The organism is Alteriqipengyuania lutimaris, assembly GCF_003363135.1.
In the GTDB taxonomy this organism is placed as follows: domain Bacteria; phylum Pseudomonadota; class Alphaproteobacteria; order Sphingomonadales; family Sphingomonadaceae; genus Alteriqipengyuania; species Alteriqipengyuania lutimaris.
Window position 1 is genome coordinate 2,215,953 of the sequence record NZ_QRBB01000001.1, and the last position, 19,751, is coordinate 2,235,703.

22 protein-coding genes are annotated in these 19,751 nt (G+C 66.6%); 12 read left to right on the plus strand and 10 right to left on the minus strand.

The window, feature by feature from the left end; translation table 11 throughout:
* Nucleotides 1-55 precede the first annotated feature (55 nt).
* On the plus strand, nt 56-1,279 hold the full coding sequence (locus DL238_RS10605) for a bifunctional alpha/beta hydrolase/OsmC family protein (RefSeq protein ID WP_115492233.1): 1,224 nt from the start codon (nt 56-58) through the stop codon (nt 1,277-1,279).
* Between the two features lie 98 nt (nt 1,280-1,377).
* Here DL238_RS10605 and DL238_RS16385 read toward each other — a convergent pair whose 3' ends face one another.
* Nucleotides 1,378-1,704, minus strand: coding sequence for a hypothetical protein (locus tag DL238_RS16385; RefSeq protein ID WP_183312836.1), 327 nt, complete (start codon nt 1,702-1,704; stop codon nt 1,378-1,380).
* A gap of 14 nt (nt 1,705-1,718) precedes the next feature.
* Between DL238_RS16385 and DL238_RS10615 the strand changes: the two genes are divergently transcribed.
* The gene (locus DL238_RS10615; protein ID WP_147291013.1) at nt 1,719-1,976 is read left to right on the plus strand and encodes a hypothetical protein; all 258 of its coding nucleotides are present in this window, start codon (nt 1,719-1,721) and stop codon (nt 1,974-1,976) included.
* A gap of 31 nt (nt 1,977-2,007) precedes the next feature.
* Here the strand turns inward: DL238_RS10615 and parE are convergent, their stop codons facing one another.
* Both parE and DL238_RS10625 read right to left on the minus strand, forming a co-directional pair.
* Nucleotides 2,008-3,996, minus strand: a complete 1,989-nt coding sequence (parE, locus tag DL238_RS10620) for a DNA topoisomerase IV subunit B (protein ID WP_115492235.1) — start codon at nt 3,994-3,996, stop codon at nt 2,008-2,010.
* 80 nt (nt 3,997-4,076) lie between these two features.
* On the minus strand, nt 4,077-5,330 hold the full coding sequence (locus DL238_RS10625; protein ID WP_115492236.1) for a penicillin-binding protein activator: 1,254 nt from the start codon (nt 5,328-5,330) through the stop codon (nt 4,077-4,079).
* 27 nt (nt 5,331-5,357) lie between these two features.
* Here DL238_RS10625 and rsmI point away from each other — a divergent pair, with 27 nt between their 5' ends.
* The 4 genes from rsmI to DL238_RS10650 all read left to right on the plus strand — a co-directional run bounded on the left by rsmI (nt 5,358) and on the right by DL238_RS10650 (nt 8,618).
* The gene (gene rsmI / locus DL238_RS10630; RefSeq protein ID WP_115492237.1) at nt 5,358-6,224 is read left to right on the plus strand and encodes a 16S rRNA (cytidine(1402)-2'-O)-methyltransferase; all 867 of its coding nucleotides are present in this window, start codon (nt 5,358-5,360) and stop codon (nt 6,222-6,224) included.
* The gene (locus DL238_RS10635) at nt 6,221-6,577 is read left to right on the plus strand and encodes a YraN family protein (protein WP_115492238.1); all 357 of its coding nucleotides are present in this window, start codon (nt 6,221-6,223) and stop codon (nt 6,575-6,577) included. Before rsmI ends, DL238_RS10635 begins: the two co-directional genes overlap by 4 nt.
* A 114-nt stretch (nt 6,578-6,691) precedes the next feature.
* The gene (gshB, locus tag DL238_RS10640) at nt 6,692-7,669 is read left to right on the plus strand and encodes a glutathione synthase (protein WP_115492239.1); all 978 of its coding nucleotides are present in this window, start codon (nt 6,692-6,694) and stop codon (nt 7,667-7,669) included.
* A 343-nt stretch (nt 7,670-8,012) separates the two neighbouring features.
* Nucleotides 8,013-8,618, plus strand: coding sequence for a DedA family protein (locus DL238_RS10650; RefSeq protein WP_115492241.1), 606 nt, complete (start codon nt 8,013-8,015; stop codon nt 8,616-8,618).
* Here DL238_RS10650 and DL238_RS10655 read toward each other — a convergent pair.
* Genes DL238_RS10655 through rph form a run of 4 tightly spaced genes read right to left on the minus strand, consistent with a single transcriptional unit; the run spans nt 8,615 to nt 12,061 of the window.
* Entirely contained in the window at nt 8,615-9,514 is a 900-nt protein-coding gene (locus DL238_RS10655; RefSeq protein WP_115492877.1) for a tyrosine recombinase XerC, read from the minus strand. The two genes, DL238_RS10650 and DL238_RS10655, sit on opposite strands and share 4 nt — an antisense overlap.
* Nucleotides 9,511-10,674 carry a radical SAM family heme chaperone HemW gene (gene hemW, locus DL238_RS10660; protein WP_115492242.1) on the minus strand — a complete coding sequence of 388 codons (1,164 nt, stop codon included), beginning with the start codon at nt 10,672-10,674 and terminating at the stop codon, nt 9,511-9,513. The genes DL238_RS10655 and hemW overlap by 4 nt, the downstream gene beginning before the upstream one ends.
* Nucleotides 10,675-10,721: 47 nt before the next feature.
* Nucleotides 10,722-11,351 (minus strand): RdgB/HAM1 family non-canonical purine NTP pyrophosphatase, encoded by a 630-nt coding sequence (gene rdgB / locus DL238_RS10665; RefSeq protein WP_115492243.1) that lies wholly within the window; start codon nt 11,349-11,351, stop codon nt 10,722-10,724.
* Nucleotides 11,348-12,061, minus strand: coding sequence for a ribonuclease PH (gene rph, locus DL238_RS10670; protein ID WP_115492244.1), 714 nt, complete (start codon nt 12,059-12,061; stop codon nt 11,348-11,350). The genes rdgB and rph overlap by 4 nt, the downstream gene beginning before the upstream one ends.
* Nucleotides 12,062-12,171: 110 nt before the next feature.
* Here rph and DL238_RS10675 point away from each other — a divergent pair, with 110 nt between their 5' ends.
* The 4 genes from DL238_RS10675 (at nt 12,172) to DL238_RS10690 (ending at nt 14,766) form a co-directional block, all read left to right on the plus strand.
* The gene (locus DL238_RS10675) at nt 12,172-12,681 is read left to right on the plus strand and encodes a DUF6438 domain-containing protein (RefSeq protein ID WP_115492245.1); all 510 of its coding nucleotides are present in this window, start codon (nt 12,172-12,174) and stop codon (nt 12,679-12,681) included.
* A gap of 26 nt (nt 12,682-12,707) precedes the next feature.
* Nucleotides 12,708-13,748, plus strand: coding sequence for a heat-inducible transcriptional repressor HrcA (gene hrcA, locus DL238_RS10680; protein WP_115492246.1), 1,041 nt, complete (start codon nt 12,708-12,710; stop codon nt 13,746-13,748).
* A gap of 23 nt (nt 13,749-13,771) precedes the next feature.
* Nucleotides 13,772-14,404 carry a nucleotide exchange factor GrpE gene (locus tag DL238_RS10685; RefSeq protein WP_115492247.1) on the plus strand — a complete coding sequence of 211 codons (633 nt, stop codon included), beginning with the start codon at nt 13,772-13,774 and terminating at the stop codon, nt 14,402-14,404.
* 71 nt (nt 14,405-14,475) lie between these two features.
* Nucleotides 14,476-14,766: a glycine zipper domain-containing protein gene (locus tag DL238_RS10690; RefSeq protein WP_115492248.1), complete on the plus strand. Its 291-nt coding sequence runs from the start codon at nt 14,476-14,478 to the stop codon at nt 14,764-14,766.
* A gap of 54 nt (nt 14,767-14,820) precedes the next feature.
* On the opposite strand, the gene DL238_RS10695 is transcribed toward DL238_RS10690, so the two are convergent.
* The 3 genes from DL238_RS10695 to DL238_RS10705 are packed head-to-tail and all read right to left on the minus strand — an operon-like array spanning nt 14,821 to nt 16,422.
* Nucleotides 14,821-15,393 carry a hypothetical protein gene (locus tag DL238_RS10695; protein ID WP_115492249.1) on the minus strand — a complete coding sequence of 191 codons (573 nt, stop codon included), beginning with the start codon at nt 15,391-15,393 and terminating at the stop codon, nt 14,821-14,823.
* Complete coding sequence (locus DL238_RS10700; RefSeq protein ID WP_234031044.1) at nt 15,390-15,920, minus strand: vgr related protein; 531 nt, start codon at nt 15,918-15,920, stop codon at nt 15,390-15,392. Before DL238_RS10700 ends, DL238_RS10695 begins: the two co-directional genes overlap by 4 nt.
* Nucleotides 15,921-15,957: 37 nt before the next feature.
* Nucleotides 15,958-16,422 carry a copper chaperone PCu(A)C gene (locus tag DL238_RS10705; RefSeq protein ID WP_115492250.1) on the minus strand — a complete coding sequence of 155 codons (465 nt, stop codon included), beginning with the start codon at nt 16,420-16,422 and terminating at the stop codon, nt 15,958-15,960.
* 173 nt (nt 16,423-16,595) lie between these two features.
* On the opposite strand from DL238_RS10705, the gene dnaK reads away from it, so the two are divergent.
* Both dnaK and dnaJ read left to right on the plus strand, forming a co-directional pair.
* Nucleotides 16,596-18,548, plus strand: coding sequence for a molecular chaperone DnaK (gene dnaK, locus DL238_RS10710; RefSeq protein ID WP_115492879.1), 1,953 nt, complete (start codon nt 16,596-16,598; stop codon nt 18,546-18,548).
* Between the two features lie 86 nt (nt 18,549-18,634).
* Nucleotides 18,635-19,750, plus strand: a complete 1,116-nt coding sequence (gene dnaJ / locus DL238_RS10715; RefSeq protein ID WP_181883890.1) for a molecular chaperone DnaJ — start codon at nt 18,635-18,637, stop codon at nt 19,748-19,750.
* The last annotated feature ends 1 nt before the right edge of the window (nt 19,751 follow it).

The following is a 19,751-nucleotide window of genomic DNA, read 5'->3' on the forward strand; positions in this document are numbered from 1 at the left end:
AACGATTGCGCTGCGAGACGCGAACGAGCACCACCACGAGGGGAAAATCGCCCACATGCCGACCGAGCCGATCACGATCAAAACGCCCCGGGGCCACGAACTTGCCGGATCGCTGGAGCTTCCGACCGGGCTGGTGCGCGGTGCGGCGCTCTTCGCGCACTGCTTCACCTGCACCAAGCAGAGCCGCGCCGCAGTCGAGGTGACGCGCGCACTGGCGCGGCAGGGGATCGCCTGCCTGCGCTTCGACTTCACCGGGCTGGGCGGCAGCGGCGGCGATTTCGGGCGCGCAGGCTTTGCCAGCGATGTCGAAGACCTCGTCGCCTCCGCCAACCACCTGTGCGACCGGTTCGAGGGCAAGATCCTCCTCGTCGGGCACAGCCTGGGCGGGGCGGCCGTGCTGGCGGCGGCGGACATGATCGGGCGCGACCGGGTCGCCGCCATCGCGACGATCGGCGCGCCGGCGGACGTTCCGCATGTGCTCGGCAACATCAAGGGCGATCTCGCCGCGATCGAGCGCGAGGGGGAAGGCGAGGTCACGATTGCGGGGCGCGCCTTCCAGCTGAGCCGCGAATTCCTCGACAAGACCCGCGCGATCGAATTGCCCGAGGAAGTCGCACGGCTCAAACTGCCGATCCTGATCGCGCATTCGCCGACCGACGAGATCGTGGGCATCGAGAATGCGGGAGCGCTGTTCGAGGCGGCCAAGCATCCCAAGAGCTTCGTCAGCCTCGCCGGCGCGGATCACTTGCTGACCAAGGCCGAAGACGCGCATTTCATCGCCGACATGATCGCCGCTTGGGGCGCGCGCTACATCCCGATGCGCGACGACTGGCCGATGCCCGAAGAGGGCGTCGTCGTGTGCACGGGCCACGGCAAGTTCGGCACCGAGGTCCACACGCCCTCGCACCGCTTCATCGTCGACGAGCCAACCGGCTACGGCGGCGACGATACCGGGCCCACGCCCTACGACCTGCTTACCGCCGCACTGGGCACATGCACCGCGATGACGATGAAAATGTACGCCGACCGCAAGGGGCTGCCATTCGAGGGTGCGCGCGTGGCGGTGACGCATGAGCGTAATCACGGGGACGAGTGCAATCATGTTGCGGCAATGGAGGAAGGCAAGCAGGTCCAGGCGCTCCACCGCACGATCACGCTGTTGGGCGACGACCTGACCGCCGAACAGCGCGCCAAGCTCATCGAGATCGCGGACAAGTGCCCGGTGCACAAGACGCTGGAGGGGCACCTGCATGTGCATACCCGGGTGGAGGAAAAGTAGCGCGCCCCGACCGGGCATAGCGCCGATGCACTAGTATACTGGTATGATTCCAGGCATTTTCACTTCCCCCTATTGAGGTGCTGGTCTTGTCGACCGCATCATAGACAGGGAGAAAAGCAGTGCATTCTTTTGATGAAGCGACGAACGCTCCGACGATCACGATCCTTTCCGATGACGAAATCGGCTTCGTTGGCGGTGCCGACCGCGGCGACGCCGCTGTGGCTGGAGCAATCGCCGGCGGCGGTGCCGGGTGGGCCGCTCTTCGCGGAGCAAGTTGGGGCGCTCGCCTTGGAGCGGCGGCCGGACCGGTAGGTGCCGTCGGAGGCGCAGTGCTCGGGGCCGTTGCGGGCGCAGCGATCTACGAAATCTTCGACGAAGACTAGGATTGGCAACGCCGCGCGCCGACAAGGCGCGCGGCGTTCCATTCGGGACAGAGCCGATGATCAAATTTGCAATCGTCGCTTTTTGCCTGGGCCTGCTGCTCATGCCCTTCGAACCCGTCACGCCCTATGGCGGCTTCGCCACGCTGTGCTTCATGGCATCCGGCATGTTTCTCGGGTTCGAACTTCGCGCGAACCGGATCGACTATGCCGGCGGCTACGCGGTGCTCGAAACGATGTATGGCGCCGCGCCGGTCATCCTGCCGGTCGCACTCTTCCTCGTTCGCCAGATATTCGCCGCGCCCCCCATCGGCTGACAGCTAGCGAGGGACACGCAAGTCCGACCGATCAGGCGTCGATCAGCTCGCGGTCCAGATCTCCCGCCTTGTTCTGGATGAACTGGTAGCGATGCTCAGGGTTACGGCCCATCAGCTGGCCGACCAGTTCCTTCACCGCCGCGCGGTCCTCGAACTCGGGGGGCAGGGTGATCCGCAACAAGCTGCGGCTGTCGGGGTGCATGGTGGTCTCGCGCAGCTGCGCGGGGTTCATTTCGCCGAGCCCCTTGAAGCGCGAAATCTCGATCTTCTTGCCCTTGAACACGGTCTCTTCCAGCTCGCGCCGGTGTTCCTCGTCGCGCGCATAGCGGCTCTCCTTCCCGCTGGTCAGCCGGTAGAGCGGCGGCTGCGCGAGGAAGAGGTGCCCCTTGCGAACGAGGTCGGGCATTTCCTGGAAGAAGAACGTCATCAGCAGCGTCGCGATATGCGCGCCGTCGACGTCGGCATCGGTCATGATGACCACGCGGTCGTAACGCAGTTGGTCGGCGTCGCAGTCCTTGCGGGTACCGCAGCCGAGCGCGAGGATCAGGTCCGCGATCTCGCTGTTGGCGCGGATCTTGTCCGCGCTGGCGCTGGCGACGTTGAGGATCTTGCCGCGAATCGGCAGGATCGCCTGCGTCTTGCGGTCGCGCGCCTGCTTGGCGCTGCCGCCCGCTGAGTCGCCCTCGACGATGAACAGCTCGGTCTCCGCGCCGGTCTCTCCCGAACAGTCGGTCAGCTTGCCGGGCAGGCGCAGCTTCTTGGCGTTGGTCGCGGTCTTGCGCTTCACCTCGCGCTCGGCGCGGCGGCGCAGGCGTTCGTCCATGCGGTCCATCACCTCGCCAAGCAGCGCCTTGCCGCGCTCCATATTGTCGGCGAGGAAATGGTCGAAGTGGTCGCGCACCGCGTTTTCGACCAGCTTGGCGGCCTCGGGCGAGGTCAGCCGGTCCTTGGTCTGGCTCTGGAACTGCGGATCGCGGATGAAGACCGATAGCAGCACTTCGGCGCCCGCCATCACATCGTCGGCGGAGATATCCTTGGCCTTCTTCTGGCCGACCAGATCGCCGAATGCGCGCAATCCCTTGGTCAGCGCAGAGCGGAGCCCCTGCTCGTGCGTGCCGCCATCGGGGGTGGGCACGGTGTTGCAGTACCAGCTGGTCGCGCCTTCGGAGAATAGCGGCCAGGCGATAGCCCATTCGACGCGGCCCTGCGAGGTGCCGTCGACCTCGGGGAAATCCTGGCTTCCGGCGAAGGGCTGCGCGGTGACGCACTCGCGGCCGTTGACCCGCTGCGCGAGGTGATCGGCCAGCCCGCCGGGAAACTTGAAGGCTTCCTCGGCAGGGACGTCGTCCGAAGCGAGGCTTTCCGCGCATTTCCAGCGGATCTCGACCCCGGCGAACAGGTAGGCCTTCGACCGGGCGAGCTGGAACAGGCGTTTCGCGCTGAACTTGCGCTCGCCGAAAATCTCCGGGTCGGGCGTGAAGCTGACCGTCGTGCCGCGCCGGTTGGGCGTCGCGCCGATCTCTTCGATCGGGCCGAGCGTCTGACCCTTGGAGAATTCCTGAGCGTACAGCGTCTTGTCGCGCGCCACCTCGACCCGCGTGTGCTGCGACAGCGCATTGACCACGCTGACGCCGACGCCGTGCAGGCCCCCGGAGGTCGCGTAGGCCTTGCCCGAGAACTTCCCGCCCGAGTGCAGCTTCGACATGATGACTTCGAGCGTCGACATGCCCGGATATTTGGGATGCTCGTCCACCGGCATGCCGCGTCCGTTGTCCGCGATGCTCAGCCGGTTTCCTTCTTCCAGTTTGACCTCGATCCGGCTGGCATGGCCCGCCACCGCCTCGTCCATCGCATTGTCGAGGACTTCGGCGGCGAGGTGATGGAGCGCGCGGTCGTCGGTCCCACCGATATACATGCCGGGGCGGCGACGCACGGGCTCGAGCCCTTCGAGCACCTCGATCGAGGAGGAATCATAGTCGCCGCTGGAGGTCGGCGTACCGTCGAACAGATCATCGGACATGGAACAGACAGTGGGCGCACGCGGCCCGCTTCACAAGCCGCACGCCGCCACTGTCCGCAGGATTTGCGCGCCTGGCGGCGTCAGAACCCGTCGGGTGCGGGCGAGACGACCACCACCTGCCCGTCGCGCACCTCGCGCACTTCGAGCGCGCGTTGCGAAGTGCCGTCGGAGCGGAAGCGGAAGGCCCCGTCGAGGCCGAGGAATCCGCCCTGCGCGGTCAGTTCGCCGGTGGGGAAGGGCGTGCCGGGCCGCCAATCGCCCCCGGCGACGCGCAGCGCCAGCAACACGCTGTCGTAGCCAAGCGTCGCGATCCGGTAGGGCGAATCCCCGAAACGGCTGCGATAGCTTTCCGAGAAATTGCGATAGCGCCCGTCGGACAGCGCGGAGAACAGCGAACCGTCCATCACGCCCGCGTCGGGAATCGCGCTCTCGCCACTCCACAATTCGGTGCCGAGCAGGCGCGGGCCGGTGCCGTCCAGGCCGCGCAGCTCGCTGGCCGCGACGATCGCGAGGCGCGGGCTGTCGGCGATCATCACCGTGTCGAACCCGCCGCGGGCCTGCAGGCGCCGCGCTGCGCTGGCAGCCGAGCCTTCGTTGCGCGAATAGCGCTCGGTCGCGACGAGACTGCCGCCGATGCTGCGCAGCGCCTCGATCAGTGCGAGCTCGGCCTGTCGGCCATATTCCCCCTGCGGGACCAGCGCGGCATAATTGCGGGCGCCCTGCCGCTGCGCATATTGCACGCTGCGGTCGACCGATTGGGATGGCGAAACGCCCATCAGGTACACGTCGGGCGACGCGACGCTCACATCGTTGGAGAAAGCGATCAGCGGAATGCCGGCGGGCCGCGCCTCTGCCACCACATCGGCGACATTGCTGCCCAGGAGCGGGCCGAGGATCAGCTGGTTGCCCTCGGCCACCGCGCGACGAGCGGCGCTCCGTGGGTCGCCGGCGGTGTCGTAGGTCGTGATCCGCAGGTTGTTCGCATTGGTATCGAGCAGCGCCATCGTCGTCGCATTGGCGACCGACTGGCCGACGCGGGCGTTGTCGCCGCTCATCGGAACGAGGAGCGCGACCCGGTGGCGCGTTTCGTCGCTCGGCAACGGAGCCGGCTGGGCGGGCGTGGGCGTACCGCGCGGAATCGGCGGCGGCGTGCGCGCATCGCCGGTGACCGGGCCGGGGGTCGACTGCCCCTGCGGCTGCTGGCCCTGCGGCTGCTGGGTCGGCGGGGGCGGGGAGGTCGGCGCGCTCACGTCCGGGATGATCTGGCAGCCCGCGAGCAGCAGGCCCGTGCCCATCGCGAGGATCAGGCGGCGGCAATGGCGAAAGCCGATCATGGTTGCGGAATTCCCCTGCGTTGGTCCATGGCAGATCTCGTGGATAACGACAGCGACGCTCTCACCAACGCCGCCCTTGCGCCAGGCCTGTATATCGTTGCGACGCCGATTGGCAATCTGAACGACATTACCTTGCGGGCAGTCGACGTGCTTTCGCGGTGCGATGGTGTCGCGTGCGAGGATACCCGCGTGACGGGCAAGCTGATGAAGCATCTGGGCCTCTCGAAGCCGCTGTGGCGCTACAACGACCATGCGGAGGAGCGCGACCGTGCGCGGCTGGTGGAGAGCATGGGCACCCGCGCCGTGGCGCTGGTCAGCGATGCGGGCACGCCGCTGATCTCGGACCCCGGCTACCGCCTCGTCAATGCCGCGCGCGAAGCGGGGGTCGAGGTCCAGACGATCCCCGGCCCCTGCGCCGCGATTGCCGCGATCACGCTGGCGGGATTGCCGAGCGATCGCTTCCTGTTCGCAGGCTTCCTGCCGGTGAAGGAAAAGGCGCGGGCCGACATGCTGGCCGAGCTCGGCGGGATCGATGCGACGCTGGTGTTCTACGAGAGCGCGGGGCGGCTGGCGAAATCGCTGGCAGCGATCGACAGCGCGCTCCCCGGCCGCCGGGTCGGCGTGGCGCGCGAGCTGACCAAGCTGCACGAGGAATGCCGAGTCGATAGCCCGCAGGCGCTGATCGCCCACTACGAAGCCAAGCCGCCCAAGGGCGAGATCGTGCTGCTGGTCGAGCCGCCACACGAAACCGAGGCGAGCGCGGAGAATGTCGACGCGCTGCTGCGCGAGGCGCTGAAGACGCAGAAGGCATCGCAAGCCGCAGCCAAGGTCGCCAAGGCCACAGGCGCGGACCGCAAGGCGCTTTATGCCCGCGCGATGGAACTGCGCGGATGAGTGTGAAACGCGAGCGGGCCGAGAAGGCCGGGCGCGGCGGGGAGGAAGAGGCTGCCCGCTGGCTCGAGGGCGAGGGGTGGGAAATCCTCGCCCGCCGCCGCAAGACGAAGCTCGGCGAGATCGACCTTGTCGCGCGGCGCGAGAACCTGATCGCCTTCGTCGAGGTGAAGTGGCGGCGCAGCGTGCCCGACCTCAACCTTGCAATCGACGAGCGGCGGCTGGCGCGGGTCGCGGCGGCGGTCGGCGCGGTGGCGCACGAGTATGCTACCAAGGGCGAGGATATCCGGATTGACGTGATCCTGCTTGCACCCGGCGCGCACCCTCGCCACATCGCCAACGCCTGGATGCCGTGAGATCCTTCCCGCACCGCTCATCCTGAGCCTGTCGAAGGATTGCCTTTCTTTTGGTGCGGCATCCGAAGAGAAGAACGGCCCTTCGACAAGCTCAGGGCGAGCGGGAAAATCGATATGACTTTAAGAACCGCCTTCCAGATGGACCCGATCGAAAGCGTGAAGATCGCGGGCGATTCCAGCTTCGCGCTCATGCTTTCGGCGCAGGAGCGCGGACACGAGGTGTGGCACTACGACGTGAAGAGCCTCGCATGGGAAAGCGACGGCAGCCCGGCGGGTAAGATCACCGCCTTCGCGCGGCCGCTGAAGGTGCGCCGCAAGGAAGGCGATCACTTCGAGTGGACAGGCGAGGCCCGCGTGATCGACCTTGCGAAGGATATCGACGTCGTCTGGCTGCGGCAGGACCCGCCCTTCGACCTCGGCTACATCACCGCGGCCCTCCTGCTCGACCGGCTCAAAGGCACCACGCTGGTGGTCAACGACCCGCGCGAGGTGGTGAACGCGCCCGAGAAGATGTTCGTGCTCGACTACGCGCGCTTCATGCCGCCGACGCTGATCGCGCGCCGCCTCGCCGATATCCAGGCCTTCCAGAAGAAACACGGCGCGGTGGTGGTCAAGCCGCTGCACGGCAATGGCGGCAAGGCGATCTTCAAGATCGACGAGAGCGGCACCAACCTTTCCGCACTTTCCGAAGTCTTCGACAAGCAATGGCCCGAGGCGCACATGGTGCAGGCGTTTCTGCCCACGGTGGCCGAGGGCGATAAGCGCATCGTGCTGGTCGACGGCGAGGTCGCGGGCGCGATCAACCGCAAGCCGGGCGAGGGCGAGTTCCGCTCCAACCTCGCGCAGGGCGGCTCGGCCGAGGCGGCAGAGCTGACCGCGCGCGAGGAAGAGATCTGCGCCGCGATGGGGCGGGAGCTCAAACGCCGCGGCCTCGTATTCGTTGGGATCGACGTGATCGGCGGCGAGTGGCTGACCGAGATCAACGTGACCTCGCCCACGGGCATCGTCGCGATCGACCGGTTCAACGGCACCGATACGGCAGGCGCGCTGTGGGATGCGGCCGAGCGGCGGCACGCGTATATGCAGCGTTAGCCTCACTCCTTTTCTCGTCGCCCCGGACTTGATCCGGGGCAGGGCTTTCTTTTGGGGGCTATCGCAAGAAGAAGCACTATCCCGGGTCAAGCCCGGGATGACGATGAGGGGAGAGGTGGGGCGAGTCTTTTGCAGCGCCTCCGTCCTCTTGCTAGCGCCGCTTCAGTCCAGCTCATACGCCACCGTCGTCACCACGCGGACCTTCTGGAACGGCGTATTCGCCCCGCTCGAGTCGCAATAGTCGCAGTCGGCGCCGGTCTCGGAGAAGCTGTCGACCAGGTCGCGATATCGATCTGCGCAGACGCTCCCGGCCCCTCTTCGCCCCTCCAAGCATTGGTGCCGCATGGACGAGATGATTGTCTCCATCATCGAACGGCTCGGCTATCTCGGCATCGCGATCCTCATGGCGCTCGAGAACATATTTCCGCCGCTCCCATCCGAAGCGATCATGGGGGCAGGCGCGCTCGCCGTGGCGAGCGACCGGATGAGCTTCTGGCCACTACTGGCGTTCGGCACGGCGGGCACGGTGGCGGGCAATTACTGCTGGTTCTGGGTCGGCGACCGGGTGGGCTACGAAAAGCTCGGCCCCTTCATCGACAGGTGGGGCCGCTGGCTGACCCTCGAATGGGAGGATGTCGAACGCGCGTCGGACTTCTTCCAGAAACACGGCCAGTGGGCTGTCTTCTTCCTCCGCTTCTTCCCCGTGATGCGCACCATGATCTCGCTGCCCGCAGGCCTCGCGCATATGAACGTGTGGCGCTTCCTCGTTTTCACCACCGCAGGCGCGGCAATCTGGAACGTCATCCTGATCCTCGGCACGCAATGGCTCGTCGGCGCATTCGCCGACGTGCAGGACCTCGTCGGCTGGGTCCTGATCGGATCGCTGGCCCTCGCGGTCGTCGGCTACGGCTGGCGGCTCTACACCTGGAAGCCCCGCGCCGAGCGCTAGGGCTCGCGCTTCTTTTCCCGGGGATGCGCGTCGCGATAGGTATCGAGCAGGCGCGCCGCGTCGACCTCGGTATAGATCTGCGTCGAGCCTAGGCTGGCATGGCCGAGCAGCTCCTGCAGGCTCCTGAGGTCCGCACCCGCGCCGAGCAGGTGCGAAGCGAAGGAGTGGCGCAGCGCGTGCGGCGTCGCATTCGAAGGCAGGCCGATCTCCGCGCGAACCTCGGCCACGGCGCGCTGGACGAGACCCGGGGCCAGAGCGCCGCCCCGGCTCCCGCGGAACAGCGGCTTGTCGGGTACCAGATCTTGCGGGCAGGCGGAGACATAGTCCGCGATCGCCGTGCGGATCGCAGGCAGGATCGGCACGATGCGGGTCTTCCCTCCCTTGCCTGTCACCCGGATCGTTTCGCCCGGCGAAGCATGCTCGCCCGTGAGCGAGAGCGCCTCGCCCAGACGCATTCCCGCGCCGTAGAGCAGCAGCAGAACCGCGCGGTCGCGCAGGCCGGTCCACTCCTCGCGCCGCCCCTCGCCGATCCGTTGCGCCATGTGAACCGCCTCGTCGGGCGTCACCGGGCGGGGCAGGGTGCGCTTGATGCGGGGGCCGCGCAGGCGCGGAGCCTGCGGGTCGTTCGCGCCCGTTTCGGCACGCGCGAAGGCGAGGAAGGCACGCAGCGCGGAAAGCTCGCGCGCGGCGGACCGGTTCGAAAGGCCATCGGCGCGGCGGCGCGCGAGCTGGGCGCGCAGGGCAGGGGCCTCCAGCTTCGCGACCGAGTGCCAGTCGTTCAGCCCGGTCGCATCGAGCAGCCGCTCGGCGGCCCGAACATAGGCGCGCACGGTGTGCGGCGAGAGGCGCCGCTCTGCGGCAAGGTGGGTTTCCCAGCGTTGCAGCGGACCGGTCACGCCGCGCACAGGTCCGCAGGCACCAGCTCGGCCAGCAACGCGTCGAGCAGCGGCATCCCCTGCTCGGTCACGGTGATCCGGCTTCCGTCGCGCTCGACGAAGCCGAGCCCGGCATAAAACGTCGCGCGCCGTTCATCTATCAGCCCGCCGGGCATGGTGCCGAAGCGCGCGGCGAGTGCGGCAAGATCGACGCCCTCGGCAAGGCGCAGCCCCATCAGCAGCGCTTCGCTCAGCTGCTCTTCGCGGCCAAGCGCGCGCTCCTCCGCCATGCCGTGGCCGTGCTCGGTGACGCGGCGCAGATACGCCTCGGGCTTCTTGTGCCGGATCGTCGCGTGGCCGCCGCGCCTTCCATGCGCGCCCGGGCCGATGCCGACATAGTCGCGGTAGCGCCAGTAGGTGAGGTTGTGGTGGCTTTGTGCACCTTCATGCGCGTGGTTGCTGATTTCGTAGGCGGGGAGCCCCGCCGCGCGCGTCTGCTCCTGCGTCTGGACGAACAGGTCGGCGGCCTCGTCCGGGTCCATCGGCGTCAGCCGGCCGCGTGCCACGGCCCCGGCGAACCCCGTGCCCGGCTCGATCGTGAGCTGATAGAGCGAGAGATGCTCGGTCCCGAAGGCGAGCGCGCGCGCCAGCTCCGCTTCCCACTCGGCGGCGCTCTGGCCGGGGCGGGCGTAGATCAGGTCGAAACTGACCCGCCCGAACAGCGCCTGCGCGCTTTCGAGGGCGGCGATCGCTTCGGCAGCGCTGTGTTTGCGGCCGAGGAAGGCGAGCGCCTCGTCGTGGAGCGATTGCACGCCCAGCGACACGCGGTTGACCCCGGCGGCCCGGAATTCGGCGAACTTGCCCGCTTCGTAGGAGGTCGGGTTCGCCTCCAGCGTAATCTCGGCATCGGGGGCGAGGCCCCACAGGCGCTGCGCCTCTTCGATCAGCGCTCCCGCCAGCGCGGGCGGCATCAGCGAAGGCGTGCCGCCGCCGAAGAAGATCGATCCGATGCGCGCATCCGCGGTCAGCCGATGCTCGTGCGCCATGTCCGCCAGCAGTGCCGCCCGCCATGCGTCGGCATCAACGCTCTCGCGAACATGGCTGTTGAAGTCGCAATAGGGGCACTTCTTCAGGCAGAAGGGCCAGTGGATATAGAGCGCAAGATCGGTGGCGGCGGGCATGTGGGGGATCTAGGCCGCGCGGCCCCGCATGGCCAGTGCACGGTCGCTTACTCGCCGAATTGCTCCGCCACCAGCTTGGCAAAGGCGTCCGCACGGTGGCTGATGCCGCTTTTGTACTCGGGCTCGAGCTCCGCGAAGGTTTGCTCGTGGTTCTCGGGCACGAAGACGGGATCGTAGCCGAAGCCCATCTCCCCGCGCGGCGGCCAGGTGAGCGAGCCGGGCGCGACGCCTTCGTATACCGCATGTTCGCCATCGGGCCAGGCAAGCGCGAGCACGCAATGGAAGCTCGCGCTGCGATTGACGTCGGGGCCCTGCTGCGCGAGCAGGCCTTCGACCTTGCCCATCGCCATATACCAGTCGCGGCCCGGCTCGCCTTCGAACCACTGCCGCTCCGCCCAGTCGGCGGTGTAGACGCCGGGGCGCCCATCGAGCGCGGCGACCGACAGGCCACTGTCGTCGGAAAGCGACACGATGCCCGAGCCTTCCGCCGCCGCACGCGCCTTGAGCAGCGCGTTCTCGACGAAGTTGGTGCCCGTCTCCTCCGGCTCGGGCAGGCCGAGCGATCCTGCGGACAGGCACTCCACCCCATAAGGCGCGAGCAAGGCCTGAATTTCCTTCAGCTTGCCCGCATTATGCGTCGCGATGACGAGCTTGCCCGAGCCGATGCGGCGGGTCATTTCACCGCAGCGTCCTGCGCCTTGAAGATCTCGCCGCAGCCCATCTGCGCCAGGCGCAGGAGGCGCAGCAGCGCTTCTTCGTCGTAGGCCGCGCCTTCGGCAGTGGCCTGCACTTCGGCGATCTTGCCGCCTTCGATCAGTACGAAGTTGGCATCGGCATCGGCGTTGCTGTCCTCGTCGTAATCGAGGTCGAGCACCGGGGTGCCCTTGTAAACGCCGCAGGAAACCGCGGCGATCTTGCCGGTGATGGGGTCTTCGACGATCGCGCCCGACTTCTTCAGCCCGTCGATGGCGAGCCTGAGCGCGACCCACGCGCCCGAAATCGCCGCCGTCCGGGTTCCGCCATCGGCCTGGATCACGTCGCAATCGAGCGTGATCTGACGCTCGCCGAGCTTTTTCATGTCTACGACCGCGCGCAAGGAGCGCCCGATAAGCCGCTGAATTTCCTGCGTTCTGCCCGACTGCTTGCCGCGCGCCGCCTCGCGGCTGCCGCGGGTATGCGTGGCGCGCGGGAGCATCGAATATTCGCCCGTGACCCAGCCCGCACCCTTGCCGCGCATCCACGGCGGCACGGAATTCTCGACGCTCGCGGTGCACAGCACGCGCGTATCGCCGAAGCTGATGAGGCAGCTGCCCTCGGCATGCTTGGTGTAGCCGGTTTCGATGGAAATGGCGCGCATCTGGTCGGGCGCACGGCCTGAAGGTCTCATGGAATGTCCTCTGATCTGTCTGTTCGCCAGCGCCGTAGCGGCCTATTCATCGGGTGGCCAGTGGACTTGCCGCAAGCAGGTCCGAACCCGACAATGAAAAGGCCCTGCCGATGCTCCGCCATGCACTTCCCGTTCTTGCCGCCCTCCCGCTCGCGGCCTGTGCCACTCCCGCGATCGAAGACACGCCCGCTTCATCGATCGAATATAGTCTCACGCCATGCTTCGGCTTCTGCCCTTCCTTCTCGCTGGCGGTGAACGAGGACGGGAAAGGCACCTTCGACGGCGAGCGCTTCGTTGCGCACGAGGGTCCGGCCCAGTTCACCGCCAGCCGCGCGCAGGCGGCAGCCTTCGCCCGCCGTCTCGCCCCATTCCGCCCCGAAAGCTCGGTGTCCTACGGCTACGAGAATTGCGACGGGCCGGTGGCGACCGACAGCCCATCGGTGAAAATCACCTGGCGCGAGCCGGGCAGCGAGCCGGTGACCCTCAAGTGGTACATGGGATGTCGCCAGCCCGGCCTGACCGAGAACCGCGACGCGCTCTACAAGGCATGGCGGGAGCTGCCGGTGGACGAGCTTGTCGGCTCGGACGAAGAGCGCCAGACCTATGGCAGAGTCGACTGATCGCCCATCGACACTAGATAGGTGCAATGACCACTCCACCGCTGACCGAACTGACCGACCGCACGCGCGACATCTTTCGCCTGGTGGTCGAGCAGTACCTCAGCACCGGCCAGCCCGTCGGCTCGAAGACGCTGGCGCAGGGCGGGGCGGTGGACCTCTCGCCCGCGTCGATCCGCAGCGTTCTGGCCGATCTCGAAAAGCTCGGCCTGCTCGCCGCGCCGCATGTCTCGGCCGGGCGCAAGCCGACCGAGAGCGGATTGCGGCTGTTCGTCGACGGGATGATGCAGATCAGCCAGCCCAGTGCGGAGGAACGCCGCGCGATCGAAGCGCGACTGGGCGATCCGGGGCCGATGGAGGCGCGGCTCGAACAGGCGAGCACCATGCTCTCCGACCTCTCGGGCGCGGCGGGGATGGTGTTCGTGCCTACCGCCGAACGCAGGCTGACACAGATGAGCTTCGTGCCGCTCGACGCGAAGCGCGCGCTCGCCGTGCTGGTCGATGCCAATGGCCAGATCGAGAACCGGCTGATCGAGCTTGCAGGCGTGGACGTGGGCACGCTCGAAAGCGCGTCGAACTACCTTTCCGCCCGGCTCGCCAATCGCAGCCTCGGCGAAGCGATCAAGGAGATCGAAGCCGAGATCGAAGGCGGGCGCAGCGCGCTCGACGAAGCGAGCAAGACGCTGGTCCAGAAAGGCATCGCGATGTGGAGCGAGGATGCCGAACGCAGCCCGGTGTTCATCGTGCGCGGTCAGGCCAAGCTGCTCGACGACGAAGCGGTAGGCGATGTCGAACGCGTGCGGCAGCTGCTCGACCAGCTGGAGAACAAGCAGGCCGTGGCGCAGGTGCTGGAGCGGGCGCGCGCGGCGCAGGCCACGCGAATCTACATCGGCAGCGAAAATCGCCTCTTCGCGCTGAGCGGTTCCTCTGTTATCGCCTCGCCCTTCCGCGACCGGGATGGGAACATCGTGGGCGTGCTGGGGGTTATCGGCCCCACGCGCTTGAACTACGCACGTATCGTTCCCATGGTCGATTTCACTGCACAATCGCTGGGCCGGTTGACCGGCTAACAGGGCACAATTCACGAAGACTTATGCAAGACAACAACGATCCCAAGGACGAACCCGTTCGCGAGAACGACGCTCTCGACGCAGAGGCGGAGAAGGAACTGGCCGGCGTGCCCGAACATCTTCGCGACCAGGGCGAGGATGACGATGACGACGCGGGCGAGAGCAATGGCGGCGTCGACCAGATGGCCGAGGCGATCGCCAGCCTGAAGGAAGACCTCGAAAAGTCGCATCAGGAAGTCCTCTACGCCCGCGCCGAAACGCAGAACGTGCGTCGCCGGCTGGAAAAGGACATCGCCGATACCCGCGCCTATGCAGCGACCGGTTTCGCGCGCGACATCCTGTCCGTGTCGGACAATCTGGTGCGCGCGATCGAATCCATTCCCGAAGACCTGCGCGAAGACGACAAGTTCAAGGGACTGGTCGCCGGGATCGAGGCGACCCAGCGCGAGCTGGAGCGCGTCTTCAGCCAGCACGGCGTGACGCGGGTGGCGGCCAAGGGCCTGCCGCTCGACCCCAATGTGCACCAGGCGATGATGGAAATCCCGAGCGACGAGGCAGAGCCGGGCACGGTCATCCAGGAAATGCAGGCAGGCTATCTGATCCGCGATCGCCTGCTGCGTCCTGCGCTGGTCGGTGTCGCGAAGAAGCCGGACTGAGTTCGACGCTCCGGAACCGGAAGACCTCCCCAAAGCTTTGATGGTGATCAAGGTTAAGAGGAGAGTCTCCCATGAAATCGCGTTTCGCCCTTATTCCCGTCGCCCTGGTCTCGGCCCTGTCGCTTAGCGCGTGCGCTGAAAACTACTCCGCAGAAGGTGGCCTAGGCGGTGCCGCTCTTGGTGCCGCCGCCGCCGCCGTAACCGGGGGCGACATCACCCGCTACGCGCTCGCTGGTGCCGCCGCGGGTGCGCTGGCCGGCTATTTCGTCGACAAGGACGATAGCTGCGATGGTTACGACCGTGACGGCTATCTCGACGAAGACTGCTTCGGCACGCGCGGCTATCCTGCCGATCCGCGCTGATCGGTTCGATAAGCTGGATGACCGAAAGGGCCGCCCTGCAAGGGGCGGCCTTTTCTATTGCAGGTACAGGACGAGGTAGCGCACGCTCAGCGCCACCAGCACGACCGCATGAACGCGGCGGCTGCGCGAGACGATCAGGATCGCCATCATCGCGACGAACAGCACGGTCGGGCCGATGGTCAAGGGACTGAGCAACTGCTCGCGCACCTGCGGCAGGCTGAGCAGGTAGACCCACTGGACCACCACCAGCGCGATGAGCATGCCCATCACCGTGCGGCAGACGCGGAAATAGTGCGTGTCGAGGCTGGTGAAGCGATCCGGATCGCTCGGGAAAACGAGCCGCGCGGCGAGGTAATACGCGCTCGCGAAAACCACGACCGCCAGCAGCGTCGACGACGTGACCGACACGAAGTTCTGCACGCTCCACGAAAACATCCAGAACGACAGCAGGTCGAGGATCACGAAGATCGCGAGCAGCGGGGTCAGCCAGCCGATGGTGAACTGGTCACCGCCGGCGTCGCTGGCGAAGCGGAGTTCGAGCGTGCGGCCGAGGCCGGACAGGACTTCCACCAGCGAAAGGCCGAGCGCGAGCGCGTAGAGCGCGAAGATGAATTCGAATTCGGTCACGTGTCCGCGCCGGGGAATCGCACCAGCAGATCGTAGGCGTCCCGGTCGGCGATGCCCGCCACGCGCACGCCGTTCCTGAGCCAGAAGGCGTGCTTCACGATTTCCGCCTGCTGCTCGATCCCGTACTTCTCGAGGCTCCAGCCCGGCTTGAGGCTGTAGTCGTAGCGGCACCACGGATGGCGGTGGAGCGGCAGGTACCATTCGCCCTTGCTCTGGGTCTGCCACACATGCGTCATCTCGTGGATGAAATGGCCCTGCCGGTGATGGTTGCCGGCGGAAAAATCGTCGCAGTAGCCGGCCGCGCCGGGGTGGAAGTGCAGGTGGCCCTGCGGTGCCATGGTGGTGTTCTTCGGCTGGAAGAACGCCCACTTGCGCCGCCGGATCGTCACCTTGCGATAGTCGATCGCGGTGCCGAACACCGACCTGGCAAGCGCAACCTCGCCCGCCGTCAGCCGCCGCTCCCCACCCGCGGGGCAGGGAGCGACCGCATTGTCATGGGTAGCGGCGTCGATCGGATGATCGGGCACGTTGGTCGATTCCGCGCTGGCGTCGCTATCTCGCGATTCAGCGCTCCGCGTCGGCGGGCATGATCTCGGCCTCGAACTCCATCGTCGATCCGCCCGCCATGGTCAGCGTGACCGTGGTCTCGCCGCCCGCTTCGAGCGAGGGATCGAGTTCGAACGCCATCACGTGCAGATCGCCCGGCGCGAAGCTGGTGGTTTCGCCCGGCTGGACGGTCACGATGCCGATAGAGCCCATCTCGGTGTCGTCGTATTCCATGTAATCGTGCAGTTCCGCGCTCGCCGCGCCTTCGACATCGGCACGGCGGATGGAGACGGCGCGGTCGCCGCTGTTCGCAAGCTCGAAATAGACGACCCCCGGATTGCCTTCCACTGCGGGCAGGAACAGGCGGCCTTCCGAGGCGGTCAGCGGGGCGGCGACTTCCTCGGTCTCCGCAGGCTCTTCGGAGCAGGCGCCGAGCGCGATCGTGCCCGCAACAAGTGCGACGGACGGCAAAAACGATTTCATCTTCAAGTATCTCCCTGACTTTCGTCCCGGTGTACGACTACGCGCAAGCGTCTCTTGTGCCAAGGACAAGCACACCTATATCCGCGGCTGAACCAGAGCTGCCGAGCGGCGCGCCCTTGGACGGGGCGTCGCAGAGTGCAGTGTCCAACATAGCCAATAGGATGCGGGGTATCATGGCAAAAGTAATCGGTATCGACCTCGGTACGACGAACTCGTGTGTCGCGGTCATGGACGGGGGTAAGCCCAAGGTCATCGAGAATGCGGAAGGCGCGCGCACCACGCCGTCGATCGTCGCGTTCACGAAGGACAGCGAGCGTCTGATCGGCCAGCCGGCCAAGCGCCAGGCGGTCACCAATCCCGACAACACCGTCTTCGCGGTGAAGCGCCTGATCGGGCGCCGTTTCGAAGATCCCATGACCAAGAAGGACATGGAGCTCGTCCCTTACGACATCGTCAAGGGCAACAACGGCGATGCGTGGGTCGAAGCGGGCGGCAACGAATATTCGCCCAGCCAGATTTCCGCCTTCATCCTGCAGAAGATGAAGGAAACCGCCGAGAGCTATCTCGGTGAGAACGTGACGCAGGCGGTCATCACCGTGCCCGCCTACTTCAACGACGCGCAACGCCAGGCGACCAAGGACGCGGGCCAGATCGCTGGCCTCGAAGTGCTGCGCATCATCAACGAGCCGACCGCGGCCGCGCTCGCCTACGGCCTCGACAAGGACGAGAACAAGACCATCGCGGTCTACGACCTTGGCGGCGGTACGTTCGACATCTCGATCCTCGAAGTCGGCGACGGCGTGTTCGAGGTGAAGTCGACCAACGGCGACACCTTCCTCGGCGGTGAAGACTTCGACAGCGCGATCGTCGAATATCTGGCCGACCAGTTCAAATCCAAGGAAAACATGGATTTGAAGAGCGACAAGCTGGCCCTGCAGCGCCTCAAGGAAGCCGCCGAAAAGGCGAAGATCGAGCTTTCGAGCGCGCAGCAGACCGAAGTGAACCTGCCCTTCATCACCGCACGCATGGAAGGCGGCAGCTCCACGCCGCTGCACCTCGTCGAAACGCTGACCCGCTCCAAGCTGGAACAGCTCGTCGGCGACCTGGTCAAGCGCACGCTCGACCCGTGCAAGAAGGCGCTCGAAGACGCCGGCCTCAAGACCGGTGAAGTCGACGAAGTGATCCTGGTCGGCGGGATGACCCGCATGCCCAAGGTCCGTGAAGTCGTGGAAGACTTCTTCGGCAAGAAGCCGCACACCGGCGTGAACCCCGACGAAGTCGTCGCCATGGGCGCGGCGATCCAGGCGGGCGTGCTGCAGGGCGACGTCAAGGACGTGCTGCTGCTCGACGTCACCCCGCTGTCGCTGGGAATCGAAACCCTGGGCGGGATCATGACCAAGATGATCGACCGCAACACGACGATCCCGACCAAGAAGACGCAGGTCTACTCGACCGCCGAGGACAATCAGCAGGCGGTGACGATCCGCGTGTTCCAGGGCGAGCGCGAGATGGCGGGCGACAACAAGCTGCTCGGCCAGTTCGACCTCGTCGGCATTCCGCCGGCGCCGCGCGGCGTGCCGCAGGTAGAAGTCACATTCGACATCGACGCCAACGGCATCGTGAACGTGTCCGCCAAGGACAAGGGCACGGGCAAGGAACAGCAGATCCGCATCCAGGCCTCGGGCGGTCTCAACGACAGCGACATCGAATCGATGGTCAAGGACGCCGAGCGCTTCGCCGAGGAAGACAAGAAGCGCCGCGAAGCTGCCGAAGCGCGCAACCAGGCGGATAACCTGGTCCACGCGACCGAGAAGCAGGTTCAGGAAAACGGCGACAAGATCGACGCATCGCTCAAGTCCGACGTCGAGGCAGCGATTGCCGAGACGAAGACCGCGCTCGAAGGCGACGATGTCGATGCGATCAATACCAAGGCACAGGCGCTGACCGAAGTGGCCATGAAGATGGGCCAGCAGATCTACGAGAAGGAACAGGCCAGCGGCGGCGATGCCGGGGCGGGCGGTTCCGATGCGGATGCCGCGTCCTCGCAGGACGACGACGTGGTCGATGCCGAGTTCTCCGAGGTCGACGACGGCGCTGGCGACAGCGACAGCGCCGACCGGTCCTGAGCCGGACGGTTATGAAAAACGGGCACCGCGCAGGCCATCCGGTCTGCGCGGGCCTGCCCACGCTTGCTGCACCGGTGCTCTGAATAATGGCTTCCGAAACTGATCTTTACGAACTGCTCGGCGTGTCGCGCGACGCGGACGCCGCCGCGATCAAGGCCGCCTATCGCAAGATGGCGATGAAGTATCACCCGGACCGAAACCCGGGCGATGCCGAGGCGGAGGCGCGCTTCAAGGCCGTCGGCGCGGCCTATGAAGTCCTCAAGGACCCGCAGAAACGCGCGGCCTACGACCAGTACGGCCATGCCGCCTTCCAGCAGGGCGGGGGCAGTGGCCACGGCGGCCATCACGCCGACTTCGGCGATATCGGCGATATCTTCGAAACGATCTTCGGCAGCGCGTTCGGCGGTATGCGGCAGAATGCCCGGCGCGGCGCGGACCTGCGCTACGACCTCGAAATCACGCTGGAAGAGGCCTTCCACGGCAAGTCGACCACGATCGAGATCGAGGTGTCGCAGCAATGCGACGTGTGCACCGGGTCGGGTGCGGAGCCGGGCACCGGCACGCGCGCCTGCAACATGTGCAATGGCTACGGCAAGGTGCGCGCGCAGCAGGGCCTGTTCGTGGTCGAGCGGCCATGCCCCAATTGCCATGGGCGCGGCGAGGTGATCGAAAGCCCCTGCCGCAATTGCCGCGGCGACGGGCGCGTCGATGCGCCGCAATCGCTTTCGGTCGACATTCCCCCCGGCGTCGATACGGGCACCCGCATCCGCCTGTCGGGCAAGGGCGAGGCGGGACCGCGCGGGAGCCCGTCGGGCGATCTCTACATCTTCATCCACGTGCGCCAGCACGCGGTCTTCGGACGCGAGGGATCGAACCTGATCGCGCGCGTACCGATCAGCTTCACCACCGCCTCTCTGGGCGGGAGGGTCGACATTCCCGACCTCGACGGGTCGAGCAACACGATCGACATTCCCACCGGCATCCAGTCGGGCAAGCAACTGCGCCTGCGCGGTGCGGGCATGCCCGTGCTGCAAGGGCGCGGACGCGGCGACCTGGTGGTGGAAGTCACGGTCGAGACGCCGACCCGGCTGTCGAAGCGGCAGAAGGAGATCCTCGAGGAATTCCGCGAGACCGAAACGGGCGAGGAATGCCCTGAAAGCCGCGGCTTCTTCGACCGGATCAAGGAAGCCTTCGGGGCCTGAT

Coding starts and splice junctions, on each gene's coding strand:
- DL238_RS10605 (WP_115492233.1), top strand. CDS start 56: ATGCCGACCGAGCCGATCACGATCAAAACGCCCCGGGGCCACGAACTT.
- DL238_RS16385 (WP_183312836.1), bottom strand. CDS start 1,704: ATGGAACGCCGCGCGCCTTGTCGGCGCGCGGCGTTGCCAATCCTAGTC.
- DL238_RS10615 (WP_147291013.1), top strand. CDS start 1,719: ATGATCAAATTTGCAATCGTCGCTTTTTGCCTGGGCCTGCTGCTCATG.
- parE (WP_115492235.1), bottom strand. CDS start 3,996: ATGTCCGATGATCTGTTCGACGGTACGCCGACCTCCAGCGGCGACTAT.
- DL238_RS10625 (WP_115492236.1), bottom strand. CDS start 5,330: ATGATCGGCTTTCGCCATTGCCGCCGCCTGATCCTCGCGATGGGCACG.
- rsmI (WP_115492237.1), top strand. CDS start 5,358: ATGGCAGATCTCGTGGATAACGACAGCGACGCTCTCACCAACGCCGCC.
- DL238_RS10635 (WP_115492238.1), top strand. CDS start 6,221: ATGAGTGTGAAACGCGAGCGGGCCGAGAAGGCCGGGCGCGGCGGGGAG.
- gshB (WP_115492239.1), top strand. CDS start 6,692: ATGACTTTAAGAACCGCCTTCCAGATGGACCCGATCGAAAGCGTGAAG.
- DL238_RS10650 (WP_115492241.1), top strand. CDS start 8,013: ATGGACGAGATGATTGTCTCCATCATCGAACGGCTCGGCTATCTCGGC.
- hemW (WP_115492242.1), bottom strand. CDS start 10,674: ATGCCCGCCGCCACCGATCTTGCGCTCTATATCCACTGGCCCTTCTGC.
- rdgB (WP_115492243.1), bottom strand. CDS start 11,351: ATGACCCGCCGCATCGGCTCGGGCAAGCTCGTCATCGCGACGCATAAT.
- rph (WP_115492244.1), bottom strand. CDS start 12,061: ATGAGACCTTCAGGCCGTGCGCCCGACCAGATGCGCGCCATTTCCATC.
- DL238_RS10675 (WP_115492245.1), top strand. CDS start 12,172: ATGCTCCGCCATGCACTTCCCGTTCTTGCCGCCCTCCCGCTCGCGGCC.
- hrcA (WP_115492246.1), top strand. CDS start 12,708: ATGACCACTCCACCGCTGACCGAACTGACCGACCGCACGCGCGACATC.
- DL238_RS10685 (WP_115492247.1), top strand. CDS start 13,772: ATGCAAGACAACAACGATCCCAAGGACGAACCCGTTCGCGAGAACGAC.
- DL238_RS10690 (WP_115492248.1), top strand. CDS start 14,476: ATGAAATCGCGTTTCGCCCTTATTCCCGTCGCCCTGGTCTCGGCCCTG.
- DL238_RS10705 (WP_115492250.1), bottom strand. CDS start 16,422: ATGAAATCGTTTTTGCCGTCCGTCGCACTTGTTGCGGGCACGATCGCG.
- dnaK (WP_115492879.1), top strand. CDS start 16,596: ATGGCAAAAGTAATCGGTATCGACCTCGGTACGACGAACTCGTGTGTC.
- dnaJ (WP_181883890.1), top strand. CDS start 18,635: ATGGCTTCCGAAACTGATCTTTACGAACTGCTCGGCGTGTCGCGCGAC.